Here is a 21600-nt window from a genome sequence, read left to right on the forward strand (position 1 = left end):
AAGTGCGCTGGCATATGTTGCCACTAAATAATCGTCAACGGCATTAATAAAGTCGACCGCTTCATCTCTTTTTAGCCCTTTGATATGCTTGCCAAGCAGCTTGAAAGAAACAAACTTCACATCAATGTGTGGCATAAGGCGACTACGTACAATCCCCTTCATTTCGGTTTCAGTTGCCTTTCCTTCTTTATTTACCGCTTTAATATCTGTAAAAAGCTTATCGCCTACCTGATTGATTAGCGTGTATGGAGAAGTATTCGCCACAGCAATACTCGAAAAAACGAGTAAACTAAAAATAATGAGTAACTTTTTCATCGTTTAATCCTTATTAAACCTTGGGCACTAGTCTATCCAATTTGACGAGTGCAAATAAACATATCAATTCGCACCAAATTGATGCTGTGTTGACATCAATAAACCAATTATAAAATATGAGATGACACGATTAATACCGATCCGCTTAACTAAACGATCTATTTCCAGACAAAAAACCTTAACGTAGTTCGCGCCAGACTTACTCCTTCAAATTGAGCAAGTATTGAGTCAAATTGGTATTAATACGGTACAAGCACCACTAACAGTATGGACAGAAGGGTTTACTGCACTTTACTGCCATAGCCTAGTGGTAGCTTGAGTATACGGTGTTCAGATAAGAAAAAATGTCAGAAAATGTATCAAATATTGCAGAAGTGCTAGGCTGGGTTTACACGCAGCCTTGGCACCCTAAAAAGCAAGAATTAGTTAAACGGCATCTCAGCACAGAAGAAAGTAATATTTTCATCATCAGCAAGCTTATCGAGTGTCTCGATGAGAATGTCGTTATTAGCTAGGACGGATCCTAAGTGGGACAACTTTACTTCGTCTTTTTCTAGCTTTTCGGCCAGTACATTGCCAATAAATGCCATTCTTTGCTGTGCACAGACACTGTTAGAAAGCCAGCTCCCACATAAAGATACAATGCCAATATTAGGTGCCTTTTTCATCAGTACATGCTGTTCAATTGCAGGTAACCCAGCTAAACAACTCACTCGTCCACAAAAAACCAAATGATTGATCAATTGCTGTGTTTGTGTGCCGGTAAGGTCTAATGCACCTTGAACCTCTGCTTCACCAAAATGTTGCTGTAACCTCTCGGCTAAAGCAGACAGATTATCTTCTGTATAAACCAGATCTGCACCTAGTTGTTCCACCAGCTTTTTATGCTTTGCCTGTGTACAAGCAGCAACACCAACTCCGAGCTGCTTTGCAAACTGTACCGCCATTTGTCCAACTGGATGATGTGCCGCTTCAATAAGTATGGTATCACCACGATTCAGCTGTAATTTGAATAGCGCGATTAATGCACACATAGCCGGCGCGATTGCCGCGGCTGCAAGCTTACCATCGACATTGGCTGGTAGCACAGTTAAGGCATGACTAGGGACGATTGCAAATTCGCTCATTGTGCCCTGCTCACGTATATCTCCATGCCAAAATACCCGAGTGCCGGGTTCAGGAAAGCCTGTTTTACAAGCTTTCTCAACAGTGCCTACCGCGTCAATACCAAACACACGATTTGGTGTGTCTTCACAAGGACAATTGGCGACTTTAGTATCGATAAAGCTTAAACCAACATGCTCAACTTTGATCAAAACTTGATCATCGTTCGCCTCGGGTAAATTAATCTCTCCCTGCTCGAAGGTAAGTCCATTTGTATGTTTGAATCGGACTGCTTTCATCTTGTGCCTTTACGTTATGCTTCAAAATAATGTAATACGCTTAGAAGCTATGCGTCTATTTTCATTAAACCATTGTTAGCTATTTGCCACAACTTTATTAGTGTAAATATGCCCCTCGCAATTCCAATTGTTTAGTGTCACAATGGCATCAGTATCAGTGAACTTTTTTGCACTATGGATATTAGCAGCCGATTATTAATCTTTTTAGACGTTGTAGAACGCGGTTCATTTGCAAGCGCCGCACAACTTCGCAACATTGACCGTTCAGTCATTTCCAAGCAGATGACCAAGCTTGAAGAAGAGCTTGGAGTAAGGCTAATGAATAGAACAACACGTTCTTTCTCATTAACCTCAGCAGGATCTGAAATGGTAAAAAAAGCTGAAGAGCTGCGTTTACTGCTAAGTGATACACAGCGGATCGCGCAAAATTACCACACAGAGCCAAAGGGATTGCTCAAAATCGCCAGCTCAACAGTTGTCGGTAGACGCTATGTACAGCCGGTTATTAATGATTTCCAAAAACGTTTTCCTCACGTTGAAGTCGAGCTCAGGCTAGAAGACAGGCTGGTTGACTTAGTCGGTGAAGGATTTGACTTAGCTTTTCGTGTCGGCGAGCCAAAAGACTCTTCTTTGATAGCACGGCGCATCGCACGTAATCGTTTTTTGATAGTAGCCAGCCCAACCTTTTTAAAAACACATGGCACACCGACGACACTTGAAGAATTAACTCAACTCCCAGCTGCAAGTTACGCCAGTGACGCATTACGTTTCACCAGCATTACTTATTTGGATGAAAATAACCAAGAGCAACAAATGCCAATTAAGAGTATCTTCAGAACGAATGATGGTGATACTCTTTTAGAAAGCGTGCTATCCGGAACATGTTACATCGTCGCCCCCGCATTTTTAGTTGGCCAAGAGGTAGCCGACGGAAAACTGCAGCCACTGCTTACCGAGACAAAGCTCATTGATTTTGCAGCGATGTACGCACTTTACCCTCATCGTGATCTCCCTGTAAGAACACGCCTATTCCTCGACGCATTTCGTGCTTATATAGGTGAAGAAATACCGATTTGGGAAAATGAAATACCAGGCTTTGAGCAGATGTATGGTTTTGTGCCGCCAAGACCAAAACTGACTTTTTAGCTATCGCCCATCTAGGCGCTTCATCGCTCCTTTGACCATTAATCTTGAGTTCATCCATTTGATACACTCGCTCAATGATAGTGGTTCACAAATTTGAAAGCCTTGGATGTAAGGGCAACCCAAGCGGGATAAGTACTGTAAACAGGCATCGCTCTCAACACCTTCGGCGACTATACTACAGTTAAGTTTACGGGCAAGAAACATACTGGTTTCTACAATCGCTTGATCTTTCTCACTCTCATGGCTGAGACTGACAAAAGAGCCATCAATCTTTATTTGTGAGATTGGCAACTCCTTGAGAATTGAAAAGGAGGAAAAACCAGTACCGAAGTCATCAATACTCACCGAAAATCCCATTTCAATTAAGGTTTCAATTAGGCTTCGTGCTTTTTCGACTTCCTGCATTACCGTACTTTCGGTTAATTCGAAAACGACATGCTTAGGATCAATTTGGTGCGTATCTAACAACATTGCTAGTGTGCTTATCAAATTTTGCTCCACAAAGTCTTGGCATGAAAGATTAATATGCACTTCTAAACTTGAATGTACTTCCAGCAAAATTACTAAGTCCTGAAACACACGGTTAATAACAAACGCACTCAATTGCTTAATTAAGTTGTTCCGCTCAGCCAATGTAATAAACTTATCAGGCATAATCACAGTGCCGTCAGCTTGCGGCCACCGCAGTAATGCCTCCACACCATAAATATCGCCGCTTTGTGTACACACAATCGGCTGATAATAAAGCGTTAATTCCCCCCGTGCCAATGCCGTTTTTAGGTTTGTAAGTAATTGAAACTCAGCTTCAACTCCTTCGTGAAGTTCTTCGTCAAAAATAACGATACTTTGGCGGCTGTGTTTTGCCGAATACATTGCTATATCAGCTTGTTTCAATAGATCAAAGACCCCTAGCTGTCGTTGTTTTGTCCATAAGCTAGCACCAGCGCTATAGGTAACATCCAGTTCTAGGTCTTCTATTTCGATCCCCGATCTTAGTTCGCTTAGCAAAGCATTATTTTGTGAATAGATACAGTTGGCATCACTGACATCCATAATGATAATAAACTCATCCCCACCCATCCTATATAATTGACTTCGCGGTAATAGTGCAGCGCGCATTTTATTCGCAAGTGCTACCAGTAATTTATCACCAAAAAAATGGCCCTTGGCATCGTTTATCTGCTTAAAATTATTGAGGTCGACTAGAATAACACTGAAATCAACTTGTCGTAATTTCCGTTCATTTATCGCATCGATACAGCGCTGCCGATTTTCAAGATCGGTTAAAAAATCATGCTCCGCGTTATATTTTGCCTGTTTTGCTATCTCGTCTAGCTCACGCAAGCTCGTCAAGCTAAGGCAATTGACAACAAACACGAAAATTGACCCTAAGAATAAGATGAGGCTCAATCCTTGCTCAATAATGCTAATGCTCTCTAGGTGAGCATACATAAAATACGCAAAGCTTACGTAACCAAGCTCAAACAAGGCCATTAGGATCAACAAAACACGCCACCCCATGGACGAAGTCAAACGGCAGATCTTTATTGCTGGAGAAAACGCTAATCCCATAATAAAGCTACCAGCAATGACCAAAGTGAGTGCAATCAAAGGATATATCGTGAAAGGAGTACAATGATTACAGTATAGATAAGAATTTTGATCCTGCTCAAAACGACATCAACGGAGGCAAAAGATAAGCAAAGGCAGGCATGCGGGCCAGCTTAGCCCGCATTGTTATATATCGTCACTCAGCACTTTTAAGAATGCTATATAGTTGATCTTTTAACCATAGGCGCTTTTTTTTCAGCGACTCTAAATATTCATCACTTGAGTGTTCTACGCCATCCTCAATTCGGATCACTTCATTATCTACTTCGTGATAGTCTTTAAATAGCCTTGAGAAGTGTCCATCTGACAATTTAAGTTCGTGAATTCTATCTTTAAACTCTGGTAGCTCTTTTGCTAAACTGTGGCGTTCAATATTCATCTTTTTAGTCCCATTAATCGTGGTGGTATAAAACGCATTCTCGTGTTTAGAAAACCCAATCAATGCGCCTTTAACAACAGTGTTCTTCAATAATCTCATGAAGTTACTGCTTGATTGGGTCTGTCTTCATAGTACGCTCCTGCCGCCACTGAATATTGATCTAACGCAAGTCAAATACCTTTACATTGAAAGCAAACATCTAGCAATTTCCTATACTAGATTCACGAATAAATCGAGGACCTTTGACCACATACAAAGGGTTTCTCGTAAAGTCGCTAGCCGCCCAGATGCAATTGTTGTAAAATGTCGGCGTTTCTAAGCAAATCTATCTAGCAACTTTTGAGGAAAACCTGTGAGCGAACAAAAACAGTCTCTTAGTTATAAAGACGCTGGCGTTGACATCGATGCGGGCAACGCATTGGTCGAAAGAATTAAAGGCGTAGTGAAGAAAACTCGCCGTCCAGAAGTCATGGGCGGTATTGGAGGTTTTGGTGCACTATGTGAACTCCCAACTGGGTATAAAGAGCCTGTTTTGGTTGCTGGCACTGACGGTGTTGGTACTAAGCTACGCTTAGCTATCGATTTAAAAAAACATGATACGGTAGGCATCGACCTAGTTGCTATGTGTGTTAATGATCTTATTGTCCAAGGTGCTGAACCCCTATTCTTCTTGGATTACTATGCCACTGGCAAGTTAGACGTTGACGTTGCAGCAGACGTTGTATCTGGTATCGGTAAAGGCTGTGAGTTATCTGGTTGTGCACTTATCGGTGGTGAAACAGCAGAAATGCCTGGTATGTACGAAGGCGATGACTACGATATGGCTGGCTTTTGTACCGGTGTTGTAGAAAAGTCTAAAATTATTGATGGGACTAAAGTTGCGTCAGGCGACCAACTAATTGCGCTTGGTTCAAGTGGCCCCCATTCCAACGGTTACTCACTGATCCGCAAGGTACTAGAGGTTTCTGGCGCAGACACCAACGCAGAGTTCGAAGGTAAAACACTGGGTGAACATCTACTAGAGCCGACGCGCATTTACGTAAAACAAATCTTAGCATTGTTAAAAGAAGTCGATGTGCACGCGCTTTCGCATATTACAGGTGGTGGTTTTTGGGAAAATATCCCTCGCGTGCTACCTGAGTCAGCAAAGGCAGTGATCAAAGGGGATAGCTGGCAATGGCCCTCAATCTTCAATTGGTTACAAGAAAATGGCAACATCGCAACTCACGAAATGTACCGCACATTCAACTGTGGTGTCGGTATGGTGCTAGTTGTTCCAGCTGACAAACTAGAACTGAGCCTTGAAATACTTAAAGCACAGGGTGAAAATGCTTGGCACATTGGCGAGATCCAAAACGCACAAACAGGTGAAGAACAAGTTGAGATCTTAGGTGGTGCCGAGTAATGGCACCAACTCGCCTGGTTGTATTAATTTCTGGTAGCGGGTCAAACTTACAAGCGATTATAGACGCTTGTAAGTCAGGCTATATAAACGGTGAAATTGCTGCCGTCGTCAGCAATAAAGCCAGTGCCTATGGTTTGATAAGAGCCCAACAAGCCGGCATAACAACCGAAGTATTAGACCATAAGCAATTTGCCTCACGCGAGGACTATGACGTTGCGCTTGGCCAATTAATTGAGCGCTTTACACCTGATTTGGTTGTATTAGCAGGATTTATGCGTATTCTAACTCCATATTTAGTGCAAAAATTTAAGGGAAAAATGTTGAACATTCACCCTTCTTTGTTGCCTAAGTATCAAGGGCTGAACACCCACCAAAGAGCTATCGATGCTAACGATGCGGAACATGGTGCTAGCGTTCACTTTGTCACAGAAGAGTTAGATGGCGGTCCTGTAGTCTGCCAGGCCAAGGTTGCAATTCTTCCCAGTGATACGGCAGAGTCACTAGCACAACGTGTTCATAAGCAAGAACATATTCTTTACCCTTTGGTGGTCAAATGGTTCAGCGAACAAAGACTAACCATGGAAGCAGAATATGCTGTTTTTGACAACAAAACCTTACCAGTTCAAGGTGCGCCGTACATCAAAGAATAAAAAATGGAGCGCTGTGCTAATTGGTATTAGCGCTCTACTTTCCACCTCCACGATTGCCAATCCTCTAAAAGAATATCACGCAGAATACCAAGTTTCTCGCAAAGGGGAAGTACATGGCACAGCAACTCGGACACTCACCAAAGTAGCAGAGTCCACTTATGCAGTGCGATATAAAAGTGACATCGAATGGATGATCTTTTCAGATGTGCGTATTGAGGAGTCATTATTTAAGCTATCAGATCATGTCATCAGTCCACTTCACTATAGTATGAAGCGTGAAGGTACAGGACCTGATAAAAGCTATAAAATTAAGTTCGATCATCAAAACCATGCCATTACCTCGAGCGAAGAAAAATATCCGTTAAAAGTAAAATGGCTCGAAAATCAACAAGATTTGATTAGCTATCAAGTACAATTGAGGGAAGATTTAAAGTCTGGCAAAACCAAATTTAGCTATCCAATTATTGACAAAAAAGGCAGTCAACGTAGCTATGACTTTGAAATTGCAGGCGAAGAGACAATAACCCTCCCGTTTGGAAATGTAAAAACAATAAAAGTTAAGCGCATTTATGACGACAGTGACCGTCAAGCCATAGCATGGTTTGCTCCCGATCATGATCACATGCTTGTGAAAATGTATAAAGGAAAGGATGGGATGGAACAATTTCAAATAGAGCTGAAAACCTTAGAGGCAAAATCAGATAGCTAGATAACCTGAGGTGTAGATAAGCAATGAGCTAACACATTGTTTCTAGATTCACATTAAGTGGCAGCCTACGTATCAATAGTTAGGTGCAGTTAGCGCTTAGTCTAGCTACTGATGCGAAAAATTATTCGGTTTGACCCTTGCCAGATGCCCAGTAGGCTGATGGCAAGGAACTAATGCAACTTATACCTTTTCACCGAGCTTAAATAGTGCAAACTCACCTGGCTGTAGTTTTTGCCATTGCTCATCGTTTGTTAGCGGTCGAGTCGCTATTACCGTTACCACATCGTCTGGAGTTGTTTCCTTTTGAAAGTCAACAACCATGTCAGCGTCAATAAGGGTTGCTTTGCCAAATGGTGCTCTACGCGTTATCCAATGTAAGTTATTGGTGCAATATGCTAAGACATAAATACCATCGGTGATCAGCATATTAAACACTCCTTTCTCCCTAAGTGTGTGCCCAAGTTTGGCTATGTACCTAAACACTGACACCATATTTGAGGGCCTGTTAGGATACTTTTCTCTCACCTTGTCTAAAATCCAACAAAAGGCCAGCTCACTATCGGTATTGCCCACTGGGCGATAAAAGTCTGTTTTTAAGTCTTTGTAATCAGACAGTTGACCATTGTGCGCATAAGTAATTTCTCTGCCCCACAATTCCCGCGTAAATGGGTGAGTATTTTCTAAACAGGTTCGGCCGCGATTACCTTGCCTAATATGACTGATCACTGATACGCTTTTAATCGGGTAGGCTTTTACCAATTTAGCGATTTCCGACTGGCAGCTGGGCTCAGGATCTTTAAATGTCCGACACCCTTTACCTTCATAAAAGGTAATACCCCAACCATCTTTATGTGGCCCAGTATTACCGCCTCGCTCTAATAAACCAGAAAAGCTAAAACAAATGTCCGTCGGTACATTTGCCGACATCCCTAAAAGCTCGCACATAAACTACATAACCACACATATCAATTACACGATTTCACTTAATCACTCTATAGTTTAGGCAAAGAATCAACTTGCCTATTGTCGCTTTATTTATCAGCCTAACTGGAAAGCTTCAAGAGTATTGCCATTCTCGTATTACCCTAGGTATTGACCCTTGGCTCTTTGTGCTAACAGTATATTATTAAAGTAAATTAAACAGTTAGCAATGAATTAGACTATCAAAAGCGTATGACTTATCGTCAGCATAAGTTAAACATAGAAGTAACAGCAAAACCTGTGTTGTTTTATCATTTTGCGTATTATACACACTATTGTTCAGGATTTTATTGAAGCTGTAAACTTACCCTTTGCAAGAAGATAAAATATTGCGGTAGACCGCTCAGAATTTGCAATTTAAAACGGCTAAATTACGTATATCCGAGTAGAGTTTAGCCAGTTACAAGAGTGATTGCCTGAGAACAACATGTAGGAAGTGGAGATGCCCTAACACAAATTTAACAAGCAACTTTAGGTATCAGTTTAAACATATTTGCAGCCTCAAGCTGATACCCAAAATCAGACTGGCCGTTTTATATAACGACGCTCTGCCATTGAAACGCCAGACTCAGCCCTGCAAGTGAAAATGCAACTAAGAAATTAATGACTTCTTTTGAACTGATAGAACGTGATTCATTGGCAAAATGCTTAGTATGTAAGCGCATACCTAACGGTTGCAGCTCAGTATCACGCTTTGGCAAAGCAATAAGCCCTGCGAGTAGTAACACCACACACAACGTGTAATGGCCTTGCGTGATAAAAAAGAAAGAAAGTGAAAATGCGGTGATCGAAAAGATCCAAGAGATAAACTTAAACATAGCAGCTCCGTTTGCTATTGGTGATATTTGCGGTGTAAATCTTGAGTTTCTTTTCCAGAACTCCCAAGAATCAGTTGAAAATTGTAGAGTTATTAGTTTAAAAAAACAAGTATACCAAAGTATTAGCCTATATTTTCGAACAATATTCATAAAACAACCAAAGATACACTTCGAAGCAAGAAAAATAATAAAGTACTGTTATATAAGGAATAGTTTTAAAAAAATCAGCGCTTTAAATTTAGCGAGTATAGGTACTAGATTACTACTTTTTACGTTATTTCTGTTAGAGATGTGAGAGATTGCCCTATCACTATACCGTTGTATTTAACCCTAGCTGGGCGGCGCAGCGCTTTAAGATTGCGGGAGGTATCTCCCGCTATGGCTAAAAGAAACCCAGTGGACTGGTGCTATAGCTCACCAGTAGGTTTTTGGTTTGTTGATAATGATCTAAGGCCTTTTTGTGCGTTTCGCGGCCAATACCCGACTTTTTGTAGCCACCAAATGCTGCGTGCGCTGGATACATATGATAGCAATTAGTCCAAACGCGGCCTGCTTCAATTTGACGACCAAAGTGATATGCTCGATTCATATCTCGCGTCCAGACGCCTGCACCCAAACCAAACTCTGAGCTATTCGCTAATTTTAATGCCTCAGCCTCATCTTTAAAGGTACATAAAGAAATGACTGGGCCAAAGATTTCCTCTTGGAATACACGCATCTGATTGTTGCCTTTTAACAGGGTTGGCTGGATATAAAAACCTTGATGATAACCTTCACCAAGCTTTTCTACTTCGCCGCCTATTAAAACTTCAGCCCCTTCTTTTTTACCTATATCTATATAGCTAAGAATTTTATCAAACTGTGCTTTTGAAGCCTGCGCACCAACCATAGTTTCGGTGTCGAGTGGATTACCGCGCTTGATGGCTTTGGTTCGCTCAATCACTTTTGCGATAAAATCATCATATATGTCTTCTTGTACGAGTAATCGAGAAGGACAGGTACAGACTTCACCTTGGTTGAAATAAGCCAGTACTGCCCCTTCAATACATTTACTTAAGTAGTCATCATCCGCTTGCATCACATCACTAAAGTAAATATTGGGAGATTTACCGCCTAACTCGACGGTTGAAGGAATAATATTCTCCGCCGCGCATTTCAAAATATGTGAACCAACGGGAGTTGAGCCTGTAAATGCTATCTTTGCGATACGCTGGCTAGTAGCAAGTGCTTCACCGGCTTCTCGACCAAAGCCATTAACGATATTAACGACACCATTTGGTAGCAAGTCGGCTATCAGCTCCACTAGTAACAAAATAGAGACCGGCGTTTGCTCTGCTGGCTTGAGCACCACGCAATTGCCTGCTGCAAGCGCGGGGGCAAGTTTCCAAGCAGCCATAAGCAATGGAAAGTTCCAAGGGATGATCTGCCCCACTACCCCTAGAGGCTCGTGAAAATGATACGCGACGGTTGACTCATCAATTTCACCTATTGTCCCCTCTTGCGCGCGTATACACCCTGCAAAATATCGGAAATGATCCGCCGCTAAAGGCACATCTGCCGCCAATGTCTCGCGCACAGCCTTTCCGTTATCCCACGTTTCTGCAACAGCTAAATATTCAAGATTTTTTTCAATCCGATCGGCAATTTTAAGTAAAATATTACTGCGTTCAGTGACGGATGTTTTACCCCAAGACGCTTTAGCTGCGTGCGCAGCATCTAGTGCAAGTTCAATATCAGCTGCGCTTGAGCGTGGAACTTTACAAAAAACTTCACCGTTTACTGGGCTTATATTATCAAAGTAATGCCCCTCAACAGGTGGTCTCCACTCGCCACCAATAAAGTTGTTGTATTGTGTTTTAAAGCTGACGACAGCACCCTCAGTATTTGGATTTGCGTATATCATTTTGACCTCTGCAACTTGTGTTATTTATCCTGGATCTTACTGTTCCAGATTTGTTTTTCTGTTTGACATTAGCCAAATTCAGCTTTAAAAACTTAACAAGGCGTCTTGGAATATATACACACAGTCCAAAAAGTATCGGATAAGGAGAATATTGCTTGCAGATTGCGAAACGTGTTAGTCACATTGATCGTTTGATCGAAAACAAAGTAAGCTTTGCTGCCAACAATGTTGAGCTAAGTATCTATGACACATATGAAAGTGCCAATAAAGTAAAGCTTACCTCCGGTGAAGTGCTGTTTTGCGCTATGGTAAGTGGCAAAAAAGTGATGCATGTAGACAGTTGTGATTACCATCAACCGTTTTTGCCACATCAAAGCTTTGTGCTGGCACCCGAGCAAACTGTACATATCGACTTTCCAGATGCGAGCTTATCTTCGCCAACTACCTGCTTAGCCATTGAGATCAGCCGAGAGAAAATTAAGGCAGTTAGCGACAAATTATCTCTGAGCCTCTGCGATGAAGTGACTTACCAAAAACAGCTAATTCATGCCGAGCACAACTGGCAAACCCAACACTGTTTGGCAAAGCTGTTCCACTTATTTAGCGAAAATGAACATAATCGAGAATACTTTATCGATTTAGCAATGGATGAACTGATAGCGAGGCTCCTACAACAACAAAGCCGAGATCTTCTGCTCAATGCGGTCAAACACACTCCGGATCGCAATGGACTATACCAAGCAGTGCATTATTTAGAGACGCATTTAGAGCAGCCTTTGGATGTAGATAAGCTCTGTAAGCTCAGCTGCATGAGTCGCAGTCGATTTTTTAGCCAATTCAAAAAATCATTTGCAACTACGCCACAACAGTGGCTACAAGCGAGGAGGCTCACAGAAGCTAAGGCAAAATTAAAAGCTGGGGCTCAGATCACAGCAGTTAGTTTTACACTCGGCTTCAAGCACCCGAGTCAATTTAGCCGAGCGTTTAAACAAGCCTTTAATGTCACCCCAAAAAACTATCAACTTCAGACGCTAAAAGTCGATAAAAGCGACTGATAACGCCATTAATCTTGTACACAGCCAAGAGTGCCTTAACATCACGTCAAAGTACTCGAATTTTCAAGTGATAACAGTCGATAAAAGCGACTGGTAACGCCATTTGTCCACCCAAAGCCTTGTTGCACAACATACTCTCCTCCTTCTGCCTGCTTGTCTGGCTCTACCACGTTATACTTTTCCAGCAAACAACCCAGATGTGCAAAGCCTGTTTCAACAGCATAAATCCATGCTTGCATAATTTCGCTTGCAAGTTGGTTTTGACCATATGATCTTAGCCCCGATACCGCAAACCATTGCAGTGGCGCCCAACCATTTGGACTATCCCATTGTTGTGAGGTAGGGGTTAGCGTACTGACGAGCCCGCCTGATTTTAAAAAATCGTATCTTAGTTTGTCACCCATTCGCTGTGCTTGTGCTGGTGTAACCTGCTTAGCAAACATGGGGACAACCCCTGCCAGTGAAACAATTTTGGTTGGTTGATAATCATCAAGGTTAACATCATAAAACCAGCCTGTTTCATCACACCAGCAGTAGCGCTGGATAAGTGCACTGCGTTTTGACGCCAGCGAATCATAATGTTCGGCTTGTGTTTCATTATTTAGTTTCTTTAAACATCTTGCGAGCTGCAGTTCAAGCAAGACCAGCAGTGCATTTAAATCTACGGGGATAATTTGGGTTGTGCGGATACTTGCCAAGTCATCGGGGTTTGCAAGCCAACGGCTACTAAAATCCCATCCCGACTCGCATGCAGCCCGAATATGTTGATAAAGCACACTTGGGTCTACTGTTCTACTAGCCAATTCAACATCTTCTACATACGACTCCGGACGTGGTGCTGCCAGCGGATCCCAATAACGATTCAATGTACCGCCACATGGCATTGTGACGACACGCAGCCGCGCATTACCCTCAGTGCTGCCAACATCACCACCGGTTTGCCAAAAGTTATATTCCTTTATTAGCCCTTGGGTAACTAGCTTGAGCCACTGCATATCGTCAGACTTTTGTTGCCACAGCAAATCCACCATTAATGCCGTCACAGGTGGTTGTGAGCGGCTTTGATAATAATCTCGATTGCCATTTGGTACATGCCCGATACGGTCAATCAAACTGATAAAGTTGTCTAACATTCCCTCAACGAGATCGTTTCGATTTGCATCTAATAGTCCAAGTGCAGTGAAATAGCTGTCCCAGTAATAGATCTCATTGAAACGCCCACCCGGTACCACATAAGGGTAAGGTAACGGTAATAAAGAGCCTGTAGCTGCCGTGCTCGGTTTTCTGGATAAACGTGACCAAAGCGCACTGATGTACTGCTGTGCGCAAGCAAAGTCAGGCAAGGCCTCTAACTCTTTGCTGGCGACAAAATCAAAGTGCGTATGAACAAAGTTCAGCAGCGTCGCTCCTGTTGGTTTTTGCTTGGCGTACAGCTGTTCAATCTCTGCCAGTGGTATTTTTGCGATGGCGTCAGCAAAGGCTTTACTATCTGCAAACAAACCGGCCTTTTGTACTGCCTTAAAAATTTCTGTGTTGTAAAAATCTGATTGGTACTGCATGTAAAACCTCAGCTCACCTTTTGTTGACTTGGTGTGTGAGCTGGATTTGCTTGGCTAGACTCACTCATCGATTTGAAAAAATATAGACATACCGCAATGACACACATAGGAATAAGCGCGCCATAAAACGCTTGCTGCCCCCCAAAGTGCTGAAATACGAACCCTGTTATCATAGAGCCAGTGCTACCACCAAGGGCTGAAAATACCACGATTAACCCGGTCATAGAGGCATGTTGAGCGGTAGGTAAACTGCTTAGCATTACCGAATTAATCACCGGATATATAGGCGCCATAAAGAGTCCAATCAAAGGCATTAAGAAAGCCACCAGTGGCGCATCAAGTAAAGATGTTATGGCTGCCTTTTCAATATTTTCCGTCATGGGTAGAGTCAGCACCACGAGCACAGCCATGGCGATAAGGCAAACATTTAACACCACATACCAGTGTACTTTGGTAAGCACAACTCCAGCACCAAGTCGACCTAGTGCTAAACAGGCTGCAAAAATACTGGTAATTTGCACGCTTATATTAACTGGTAAAGACAAGACTTCATTGTTAAACGTAGGTAGCCAAGTTCCGATACTTTGCTCAATCAATACATATAAAAATGCGGAAATGACAAACACCAGTACCAAAGGTTTTGTGACGAGCTTCAACATTGCCGTAAAAGCCGAAATATTAGATCCCGCCGCTTGTGTCGGCTCTGGTTTTGCAATGGGCGAGATCCATACAATGATTGCAGTAAATGCACTTAATACCGCCAGTACAAAATATACATTTAGCCAGCCAAGTGTGTTATCACCGCTATCGATAAAGGCCGCAAAAACCCAGTACCCGCCAAGCACTCCCAGCATAAACACACCTTCAATAAAATTAAGAAGGCTTGAATGCTGATTACTCCCCTCGGTTACTTGCCCAACTAACGCGTAAACGGACACTTTCACTACCGCGAAAGCAGCGCCCACAGAAGCAAAGACCAGTTTTAAAATCCAAAACTCAGCAACCAGTGGTGTAATGCTACAGATCAGCGCCACAACTCCTAGCACAACAGTCAAAGCGATTTTAAATCCAACTCTTGGAATGACGGAGGCGACTAAAAATGACACGATAGCAATGGGAAGATCTTTAAATGCTTCCAATGTCGCAGCTTGTGGTTTTGTAATTCCAAAGGAATGAATTGATTGTAAAATGACTGTTCCAACACTATTGAGCAAAATAGCGAACAGAAAGTAACTAACAGCCATCGCAAGTATTATACGTGCTCGGTTCATTGTTATTCTCGTTAAGACACTGTGATTCCTTTTTAGTCTAGACAGACTTTCTTGCTTTTGCAATCGTTTGCATTTCAAAACCATTAAGAGTTCCTTAACGTTATGATTGCGATAGTAATTGTATTTTCTGATTTAACCTGAACCAAAGCTAGAACTAGTGAGTCAACTAAAATAACTCTGCTTGGAAACATGCTATCACGCTACCCAGAGTGTTATTTCCTAATACGAGTTGAAAAATTAAGCTCTGCTTTAACAGCAATGAGTTAGTTCATCTCATAACCGAACTTCAGGTTAACTAGATTGCCTGATAAGCAGTGACGAAGGTACTTCTTGAGATTCACACATCTTACCACTTAGCTGTATGAGTAGTTTTTCTACTAGTAATTGCGCTGCTGCATGGGTGTCTTGTTTAATTGTTGTGAGCGCTGGGAAACTTATCTGCGCCATAGCAATATCATCAAAGCCTACAATTTTGACATCATTTGGCACGCTGACATAGCGCTCTTTCAATGCTTTTAATGCCCCAAGCGCAACCATATCACTACACGCAAAAATACCATCAAAAGTCAGCCCATTTTCTCTTAGCAATGTATTAATACTGGCGTAGGCGGCTTCTGAGGTAATATCGATTCTAACCAGCTTTGCAGTAACATCGGCCTTCTCCACCCCGTGGCAAAAGCCTCGATAGCGCTCTCCCAACTCTGCGTGTGCAGGATCTCCCATAAACAGCAGTTTAGAAGCCCCCTTGGCAATTAAGTGCTCGGTAGCTGTTAACCCTCCGACAAAATTATCACTACCTACAATCGGGTAGTTTGCAGAGGTTTTCGGGTCGCCCCACACTACAATGGGAGTACCAGCTTTTGCAGCTTGTTCGATTTTTGCCTGCTCCTTACCTTGCCCAACTACGATTACGCCATCGGCTCTACGACCAGAAATAAAGTAGCCGTGCCAATCCTCACCTGCCATATGTGAGTTAGACAGAAGCAATTCATACCCTTGACGATTCACGGCACGGTTTATATCACTGACAACTTTTAGCAAGAAGGGATCATCAACCGATTGCTTGGTTTCTGCTTCAAGATTGATGATAACAGCGATAACTTTGGTTTTTTGCATCCGCAGGCGACTTGCTGCAGCATTGATACTAAAGTGATGTTCTTTCGCTAACGCCTGAATACGCTCTCGAGTTTCTTTTTTTATCAGTGGGTTATCGTTGAGTGCACGGGACGCCGTCGAGGTTGAAACACCAGCTAATTTTGCCAAGTCTGATAACTTTAATTGTGTTGAAGCCAAGCAAATCCCCTTACTCATGCAGTTAACTAGAGTAGTATTCTTACAATTTTTTTGATCTTAAACCATAACTAATTGAATCTCCTATCCTAAATAAGCATAAAAGATAACCAATCAAAGTATATTTGCCATGCCTTTCATCGTTTTATGACAAATTTTTAAACAACACCATTGCAAACGTTTGCATTAAGATCTATTTTAAAAAATAGACAGTCGTAAAATACCAGTCTATGACAACAACAAGAGGGCTTTAGCCGTGATAAAAACGAACTCATTAAGCTTGATCGCCGCAGCTGTAACACTTGCGTTAAGCACAACAGCACAGGCTGAGCAACAGTCGAATAAAAACAAAGAAAAAGTAGAAACAATTATTGTATCAGGTACCCCTGGCGGTGCCGGTATAAGAAAAATTGATGCCAGTTTTGCGGTAACCAATATTGATGCCGTACAAATCGATAAGCTTGCACCCAAAAGTACAGCTGATTTACTTAAAGCTGTGCCAGGGATATGGGTTGAAAGTTCAGGTGGTGAGTCCGGTGCTAATGTTTTTGTTCGCGGCTTTCCGGGCGGTGGTGACGCGCCTTTCTTAACAGTAAGTTTGCAAGGTAGTCCTATTTACCCTGCCCCTACACTCTCTTTTTTAGAAAATACGTCAATCTTCAGGCTCGATGAAACCATTAGTATGATGGAAGGCTTGCGTGGTGGCCCAAACCCAGTTGTGTCTAACGGACAACCGGGGTTGACCACGAACTTTCAGCTTAAACGTGGTCAATCAGATACAGAAGGAACCTTCAAGTACACCACAACAGATTATGGCCTCAATAGAATAGACGGCGTATTGAGTGGCGAAATATCCAATGATCTCTATTACATGGTCGGAGGATATATCAAACGATCTTCGGGGATCCGCGATGCCGGCTTTACTTCAGAAAAAGGCCATCAATTCACAATCAATCTTACCAAAGAATTCGCTAACGGTGAGTTTAACCTTTATACCCGTCAAACCGACGATACTGGTGCGTGGTACCTACCAACTCCACTTAACGTTGAAGGTGTCGATGCTGGCTTTACTCAGTTAGGCACAAATAATCGCAAGGCAACAATTTATTTTGGTCAGCATAACACCGCCATGAACATCGATATAGGAGATGGTCGCGGCTGGAAAGGCCATGTATCAGGTGGTAGTTTAAAAGTTAATTTCGATAATGGTTGGCAGCTAAACGACCGCTTTAGTCTTACTAAAGGCGACGCTAATACAATTGGCTTAGTGCCTGCAGGCGCCGCGGTACGCTTAAGTGAAGTAGCTGATAATGGTGAAACAGCGACGGGAAGCGTCACTGGTAATGAATATAGTGGCGATACCATAGTGCAACAATATGGCCGATGGGTCGTTTTAAAAGATATTGAAGCTTTCACAAATGATTTAGCCTTGAGTAAAACCTATGGCGACTGGTCGAGTGCGTTTGGTATTTATACCGCCACCACCTCGGCACAGGATTGGTGGAGCTTAGGGAATAGTGCTTATCATGTTTTGGAGCAAGGCGGAGAAGCACTAAACGCAATAGCATGTAATAGCGATGTGACGGGTTGTGCTTTTAACTATGATATTAGCAGCTCGGGAGACGCTACTACATGGGCTGTATATACAACGCAGAGTTACCAAGCCACTGACGCATTAAAACTGGATTTAGGTCTACGCAGCGAACAGCATCAGGTAGAATATTCAGTAGATGAAGATTTGGACGGTGTGATCACCAAGACAGTTGACTATGAAGAGCGAAAAACTTCATGGACACTTGGTGCTGATTACAGTTTAAGTTTGGATTCAGGGGTATTTGCTCGCATGAATAAAGGCTACAAAATGCCTTACTTTGATGATTTTCGAGACAACTACAACACTTATAAATCAGGTGAGTCACTTATAAAAGAAGTGACACAAGCAGAGTTTGGTTACAAATATATGGGTGAAACTGGCGACCTCTTTGTTACTTTGTTTACCAATGAGGTAAAGGGCGACACATTCGTTAGACGCCCAGGTGTACCAGCTGAGATCCTAACCAATGAAGCCACCGGCGTAGAAGTCGATTATAGCTATAACCATGAATCAGGTTTATCGGTCAACTTAAATGCGACATGGCAAGACACCGAAATCACTGACAGTCCAGCCAATGAAGGCAACAAAGCACAACGTCAACCTGATTGGATGCTGCGTATTACCCCAAGCTATGACTTTGAAATGTCAGGTATGTACGCCACCTTGTATGGTACGCTTTCAGCTGTGGACGACCGCTTTGGTGATAATGAAAATACCGTCGTGTTAGAAGGCTACGAAAAACTGGATATTGGCCTGATCGTTGAGCCTGCGGAAGGGGTAAAACTGCAACTGGCAGTGGATAACCTCACTGACAAACAAGGGATCACCGAAGGTGACCCACGTAATCCAACCTCACCCAACGGCCGCTATATCATGCCAAGAAGCGTTAAGTTCAGTGTTGCTTACACCTTTTGATAATAGTAATGATAACTTTTGAGCATGGGTATTTTAGTTGATTAACTCACATTTTATACCAATTTTCTTAATTAAGTGGTCTATTTTGAGGTGAGAAAATCTTGTCGATAACACCGCTACCGCGTCCTGCTATCGCCAAGGTGCCTGCATCCGTGTAGGCAAGGTAAAAATTTTGCTATTTAGTTGTTCTAAATAAGAAATTTTTAACGCTGTTAGCGTCAGATTTACGCCTTCAAATTGAGCAAGTATTAAGTCAAATTGGTATTATCCTAAGTTCAGATTAGTTGGAAAATAAAAAGCCGCTTAGCAATTAAACTTAGCGGCTTTTTTGTATTGAAATTAGGACTCGATTAATCTAGCCAAAACTCTTTTTTAAACTTAATACCAAACTCACTTCTATCATTACTGCGCATCACACCAACGAAGCCACTTTGTTGCAATCGGCCAACATCGTAGACTTCATTTAGCACATTTTCGCCGTAAAGCGTCACTTCCATATCACCTTCAGCATTGGTATACGAGATGTTAAAACCTAGTAGTTCACGAGAGTCAATATACTCGCTTGCCCGAGTAACAGACTGCCCCTGCATATCCGAGCGGTATGAGTAACTTGCATTTACAGCAATGGTTGCACCATGTTCTAGATCATGGAAGTATGATGGTGCTACCATCACTGTCCAACGTGGCGTCAGTGCTGGAGCGTCACCTTTACCAATTCCAATCACCCCTTCATCAACGTGCGTAATTTCAGAGTCTAAGTAGCCGATTGAACTACGAACTGAAAAATCGTCCGTAATTGCTATCGTTGTTTCAAGTTCAATACCCTGTGCTTTTGACTCACCTGCGTTTTCTACGATAGTAACGAAGCCGCCGCCCGCTGTTGGGTCATTAAATGGTAACGCAAGATCAGTATAATCAGTTACGAATGCCGCAACCATCATAGACACATTATCGTGAACTTGACCTTTGAAGCCGACTTCGTAGTTAATCGCTTTGGTTTCTTCAAATGCAGCAAATTGATCTGGCCCACCAAATGGGCGTGGTGGGAACCCACCGCTTTGGTAACCTTTTTGAACTTGTGCGTAAACGTTAATGTCACGAGTTAGCTGATATGACACATTCACGTCCCACGTCACTTCGTCAAAATCTGCACTTACGTATTTACGCGTACCAAAACTTGGGAACAGTGCATCTGCTTCTTTTTTGTCTTCAGAGTAGCGTAAACCACCACCGATGCTAAGAAGTTCAGTCACATCAAAGCTTGCATTGATATACGCCGCATAAGCGTCAGTCTCTTGATTGATATCGAAATAACCGTAACCACCAAAAGAAGCTGTCTGACCATCATTTAATAAGCCGTTTGGTGTATTCCATGGACTAAATACAAATGGGCCAGAGCTGGTGAAGCCGTCTTCGTTAAAATAATAAAGACCTGATACGAAATCCCAAGAATCATAAGTACCATTTAGCTGTAGCTCAAATGAATACTGATCAGCACCACCTTCTTCAGGAAATTCAGAGAGGTTAAGCGCCACGGCATCATCATCAAGACCACCGGTGTATTCGGAGCTACGCTTGCTGGCAATAAATTTGACAGAATAAACGTCACTTGCTTGCCAATCTGCTGTAATTGACCCACCCCACCCTGAGTAATCAGTGCTTTCGATGCCTGCAACTGTTGTTGCCAAATCATCAGGATTGTCTGGTAACATTGACGCATCTAATAGTGGGAAGTCACCATTAAATGGATCGTTAGGGTCTAATGGAGCTGTTAACTCAATGGTATAAGGAGACTGACCAGACTCATTTTCAACACCATCGAACGCTGCTGAAATCACTAAGTCGTTAGTTGCTTGCCATCTTACGGCTAAACGACCGCTATACTCTTGTTCCTCGCCAATTTCTTTTTCAGGATTAGCTAAATTTACGGCTTTACCAACACCGTCACGCTCTTTATAAGATGCACTAGCAGAAAAGCTTAGTGTGTCCGTTAACGCTTGGCTTGTGTATAAATCGGTCGCTAAACGGCCTCGAGAACCTATTTTTGCCTCAATACGTGCAACTTCTTCTGCACCAGGTTGTTTTGTGATCACATTGACAGCGCCACCAAGTGTGTTTCGACCGTATAGCGTGCCTTGAGGACCACGCAAAACCTCTACACGTTCAATATTTGGTAGTGAAAGGTTAGAGCCCATCTGGCGACCAAGGTAAACACCATCGACGTAAACACCCACCCCTGGATCAGTTGTGATCACGTGATCTTGTAAACCAATACCACGAATAAATACAGAAGCATGCGCCGCATTACCAACGCCATAACGAGTGATGTTCAAGTTCGGGACGAATTTACCAATATCGTCTAGGTTACTGATGTTTGCCTTATCAATATCACCTGCACCGATCGAAGTAATAGCGGTAGGTGTTTCGAACAAGCTTTCTGTACGCTTACGAGCGGTTACTTCAATTTTTTCAAAAACTTGTTTTTCTTTCTCTACATTAGCTTGCTCAGCCAAGGCTGTGCTAGGAAGGGCTACCGCTGCTAATACAGCAGCTGAAATCGCAGATAAACCAAGACGAGGTAAAACTGTAATCATAT

The 21600-nt window shown here is 42.5% G+C and carries 17 protein-coding genes; 6 read left to right on the forward strand and 11 right to left on the reverse strand.

All coding sequences use genetic code 11. From position 1 onward, the window contains the following. Together D9603_RS10125 and D9603_RS10130 are read right to left on the reverse strand one after the other, a co-directional pair. Positions 1-315: ABC transporter substrate-binding protein (locus tag D9603_RS10125; RefSeq protein ID WP_194086965.1), on the reverse strand; the 315-nt coding region annotated here is incomplete at its 3' end. A gap of 422 nt (positions 316-737) precedes the next feature. After that, positions 738-1718, reverse strand: a complete 981-nt coding sequence (locus D9603_RS10130) for a zinc-binding dehydrogenase (RefSeq protein WP_128731215.1) — start codon at positions 1716-1718, stop codon at positions 738-740. A gap of 174 nt (positions 1719-1892) precedes the next feature. Here D9603_RS10130 and D9603_RS10135 point away from each other — a divergent pair, with 174 nt between their 5' ends. Next, positions 1893-2864 (forward strand): LysR substrate-binding domain-containing protein, encoded by a 972-nt coding sequence (locus D9603_RS10135; RefSeq protein ID WP_125252411.1) that lies wholly within the window; start codon positions 1893-1895, stop codon positions 2862-2864. Here D9603_RS10135 and D9603_RS10140 read toward each other — a convergent pair whose 3' ends face one another. Beyond that, on the reverse strand, positions 2865-4436 hold the full coding sequence (locus tag D9603_RS10140; RefSeq protein ID WP_225740691.1) for a bifunctional diguanylate cyclase/phosphodiesterase: 1572 nt from the start codon (positions 4434-4436) through the stop codon (positions 2865-2867). Between the two features lie 175 nt (positions 4437-4611). Continuing rightward, positions 4612-4854, reverse strand: a complete 243-nt coding sequence (locus D9603_RS10145) for a DUF465 domain-containing protein (RefSeq protein WP_125252511.1) — start codon at positions 4852-4854, stop codon at positions 4612-4614. Positions 4855-5206: 352 nt separating this feature from the next. On the opposite strand from D9603_RS10145, the gene purM reads away from it, so the two are divergent. From purM to D9603_RS10160, 3 genes are read left to right on the forward strand one after another with little or no spacing between them, the layout of a single operon-like run. Next, the gene (gene purM, locus D9603_RS10150) at positions 5207-6259 is read left to right on the forward strand and encodes a phosphoribosylformylglycinamidine cyclo-ligase (protein WP_128731216.1); all 1053 of its coding nucleotides are present in this window, start codon (positions 5207-5209) and stop codon (positions 6257-6259) included. Then, a complete protein-coding gene (purN, locus tag D9603_RS10155) occupies positions 6259-6909 on the forward strand; it encodes a phosphoribosylglycinamide formyltransferase (RefSeq protein WP_128731217.1) in 651 nt (216 codons plus the stop codon). Before purM ends, purN begins: the two co-directional genes overlap by 1 nt. A 13-nt stretch (positions 6910-6922) precedes the next feature. After that, positions 6923-7618, forward strand: a complete 696-nt coding sequence (locus D9603_RS10160) for a DUF3108 domain-containing protein (protein ID WP_128731218.1) — start codon at positions 6923-6925, stop codon at positions 7616-7618. Between the two features lie 180 nt (positions 7619-7798). Here D9603_RS10160 and D9603_RS10165 read toward each other — a convergent pair whose 3' ends face one another. The 3 genes from D9603_RS10165 to D9603_RS10175 form a co-directional block, all read right to left on the reverse strand. After that, positions 7799-8563, reverse strand: coding sequence for a class II glutamine amidotransferase (locus D9603_RS10165; RefSeq protein ID WP_125252407.1), 765 nt, complete (start codon positions 8561-8563; stop codon positions 7799-7801). Positions 8564-9132: 569 nt separating this feature from the next. After that, entirely contained in the window at positions 9133-9417 is a 285-nt protein-coding gene (locus D9603_RS10170; protein ID WP_128731219.1) for a hypothetical protein, read from the reverse strand. A 382-nt stretch (positions 9418-9799) separates the two neighbouring features. Next, positions 9800-11320, reverse strand: a complete 1521-nt coding sequence (locus D9603_RS10175; RefSeq protein ID WP_128731220.1) for an aldehyde dehydrogenase family protein — start codon at positions 11318-11320, stop codon at positions 9800-9802. 155 nt (positions 11321-11475) lie between these two features. On the opposite strand from D9603_RS10175, the gene D9603_RS10180 reads away from it, so the two are divergent. Continuing rightward, a complete protein-coding gene (locus tag D9603_RS10180; protein WP_128731221.1) occupies positions 11476-12375 on the forward strand; it encodes a helix-turn-helix domain-containing protein in 900 nt (299 codons plus the stop codon). A gap of 41 nt (positions 12376-12416) precedes the next feature. On the opposite strand, the gene D9603_RS10185 is transcribed toward D9603_RS10180, so the two are convergent. From D9603_RS10185 to D9603_RS10195, 3 genes are all read right to left on the reverse strand, one after another. Further along, positions 12417-13934, reverse strand: coding sequence for a trehalase family glycosidase (locus D9603_RS10185; protein ID WP_128731222.1), 1518 nt, complete (start codon positions 13932-13934; stop codon positions 12417-12419). Positions 13935-13942: 8 nt separating this feature from the next. Next, on the reverse strand, positions 13943-15205 hold the full coding sequence (locus D9603_RS10190; protein ID WP_128731223.1) for an MFS transporter: 1263 nt from the start codon (positions 15203-15205) through the stop codon (positions 13943-13945). A gap of 291 nt (positions 15206-15496) precedes the next feature. Beyond that, the gene (locus D9603_RS10195) at positions 15497-16498 is read right to left on the reverse strand and encodes a LacI family DNA-binding transcriptional regulator (protein WP_128731224.1); all 1002 of its coding nucleotides are present in this window, start codon (positions 16496-16498) and stop codon (positions 15497-15499) included. Between the two features lie 253 nt (positions 16499-16751). Here D9603_RS10195 and D9603_RS10200 point away from each other — a divergent pair, with 253 nt between their 5' ends. Further along, complete coding sequence (locus tag D9603_RS10200; RefSeq protein WP_128731225.1) at positions 16752-19004, forward strand: TonB-dependent receptor; 2253 nt, start codon at positions 16752-16754, stop codon at positions 19002-19004. A 350-nt stretch (positions 19005-19354) separates the two neighbouring features. Here the strand turns inward: D9603_RS10200 and D9603_RS10205 are convergent, their stop codons facing one another. After that, positions 19355-21598, reverse strand: coding sequence for a TonB-dependent receptor (locus D9603_RS10205; protein WP_128731226.1), 2244 nt, complete (start codon positions 21596-21598; stop codon positions 19355-19357). Positions 21599-21600: the final 2 nt, after the last annotated feature.

The sequence above is a fragment of the Pseudoalteromonas sp. PS5 genome (assembly GCF_004103255.1).
Classification (GTDB): domain Bacteria; phylum Pseudomonadota; class Gammaproteobacteria; order Enterobacterales; family Alteromonadaceae; genus Pseudoalteromonas; species Pseudoalteromonas peptidolytica.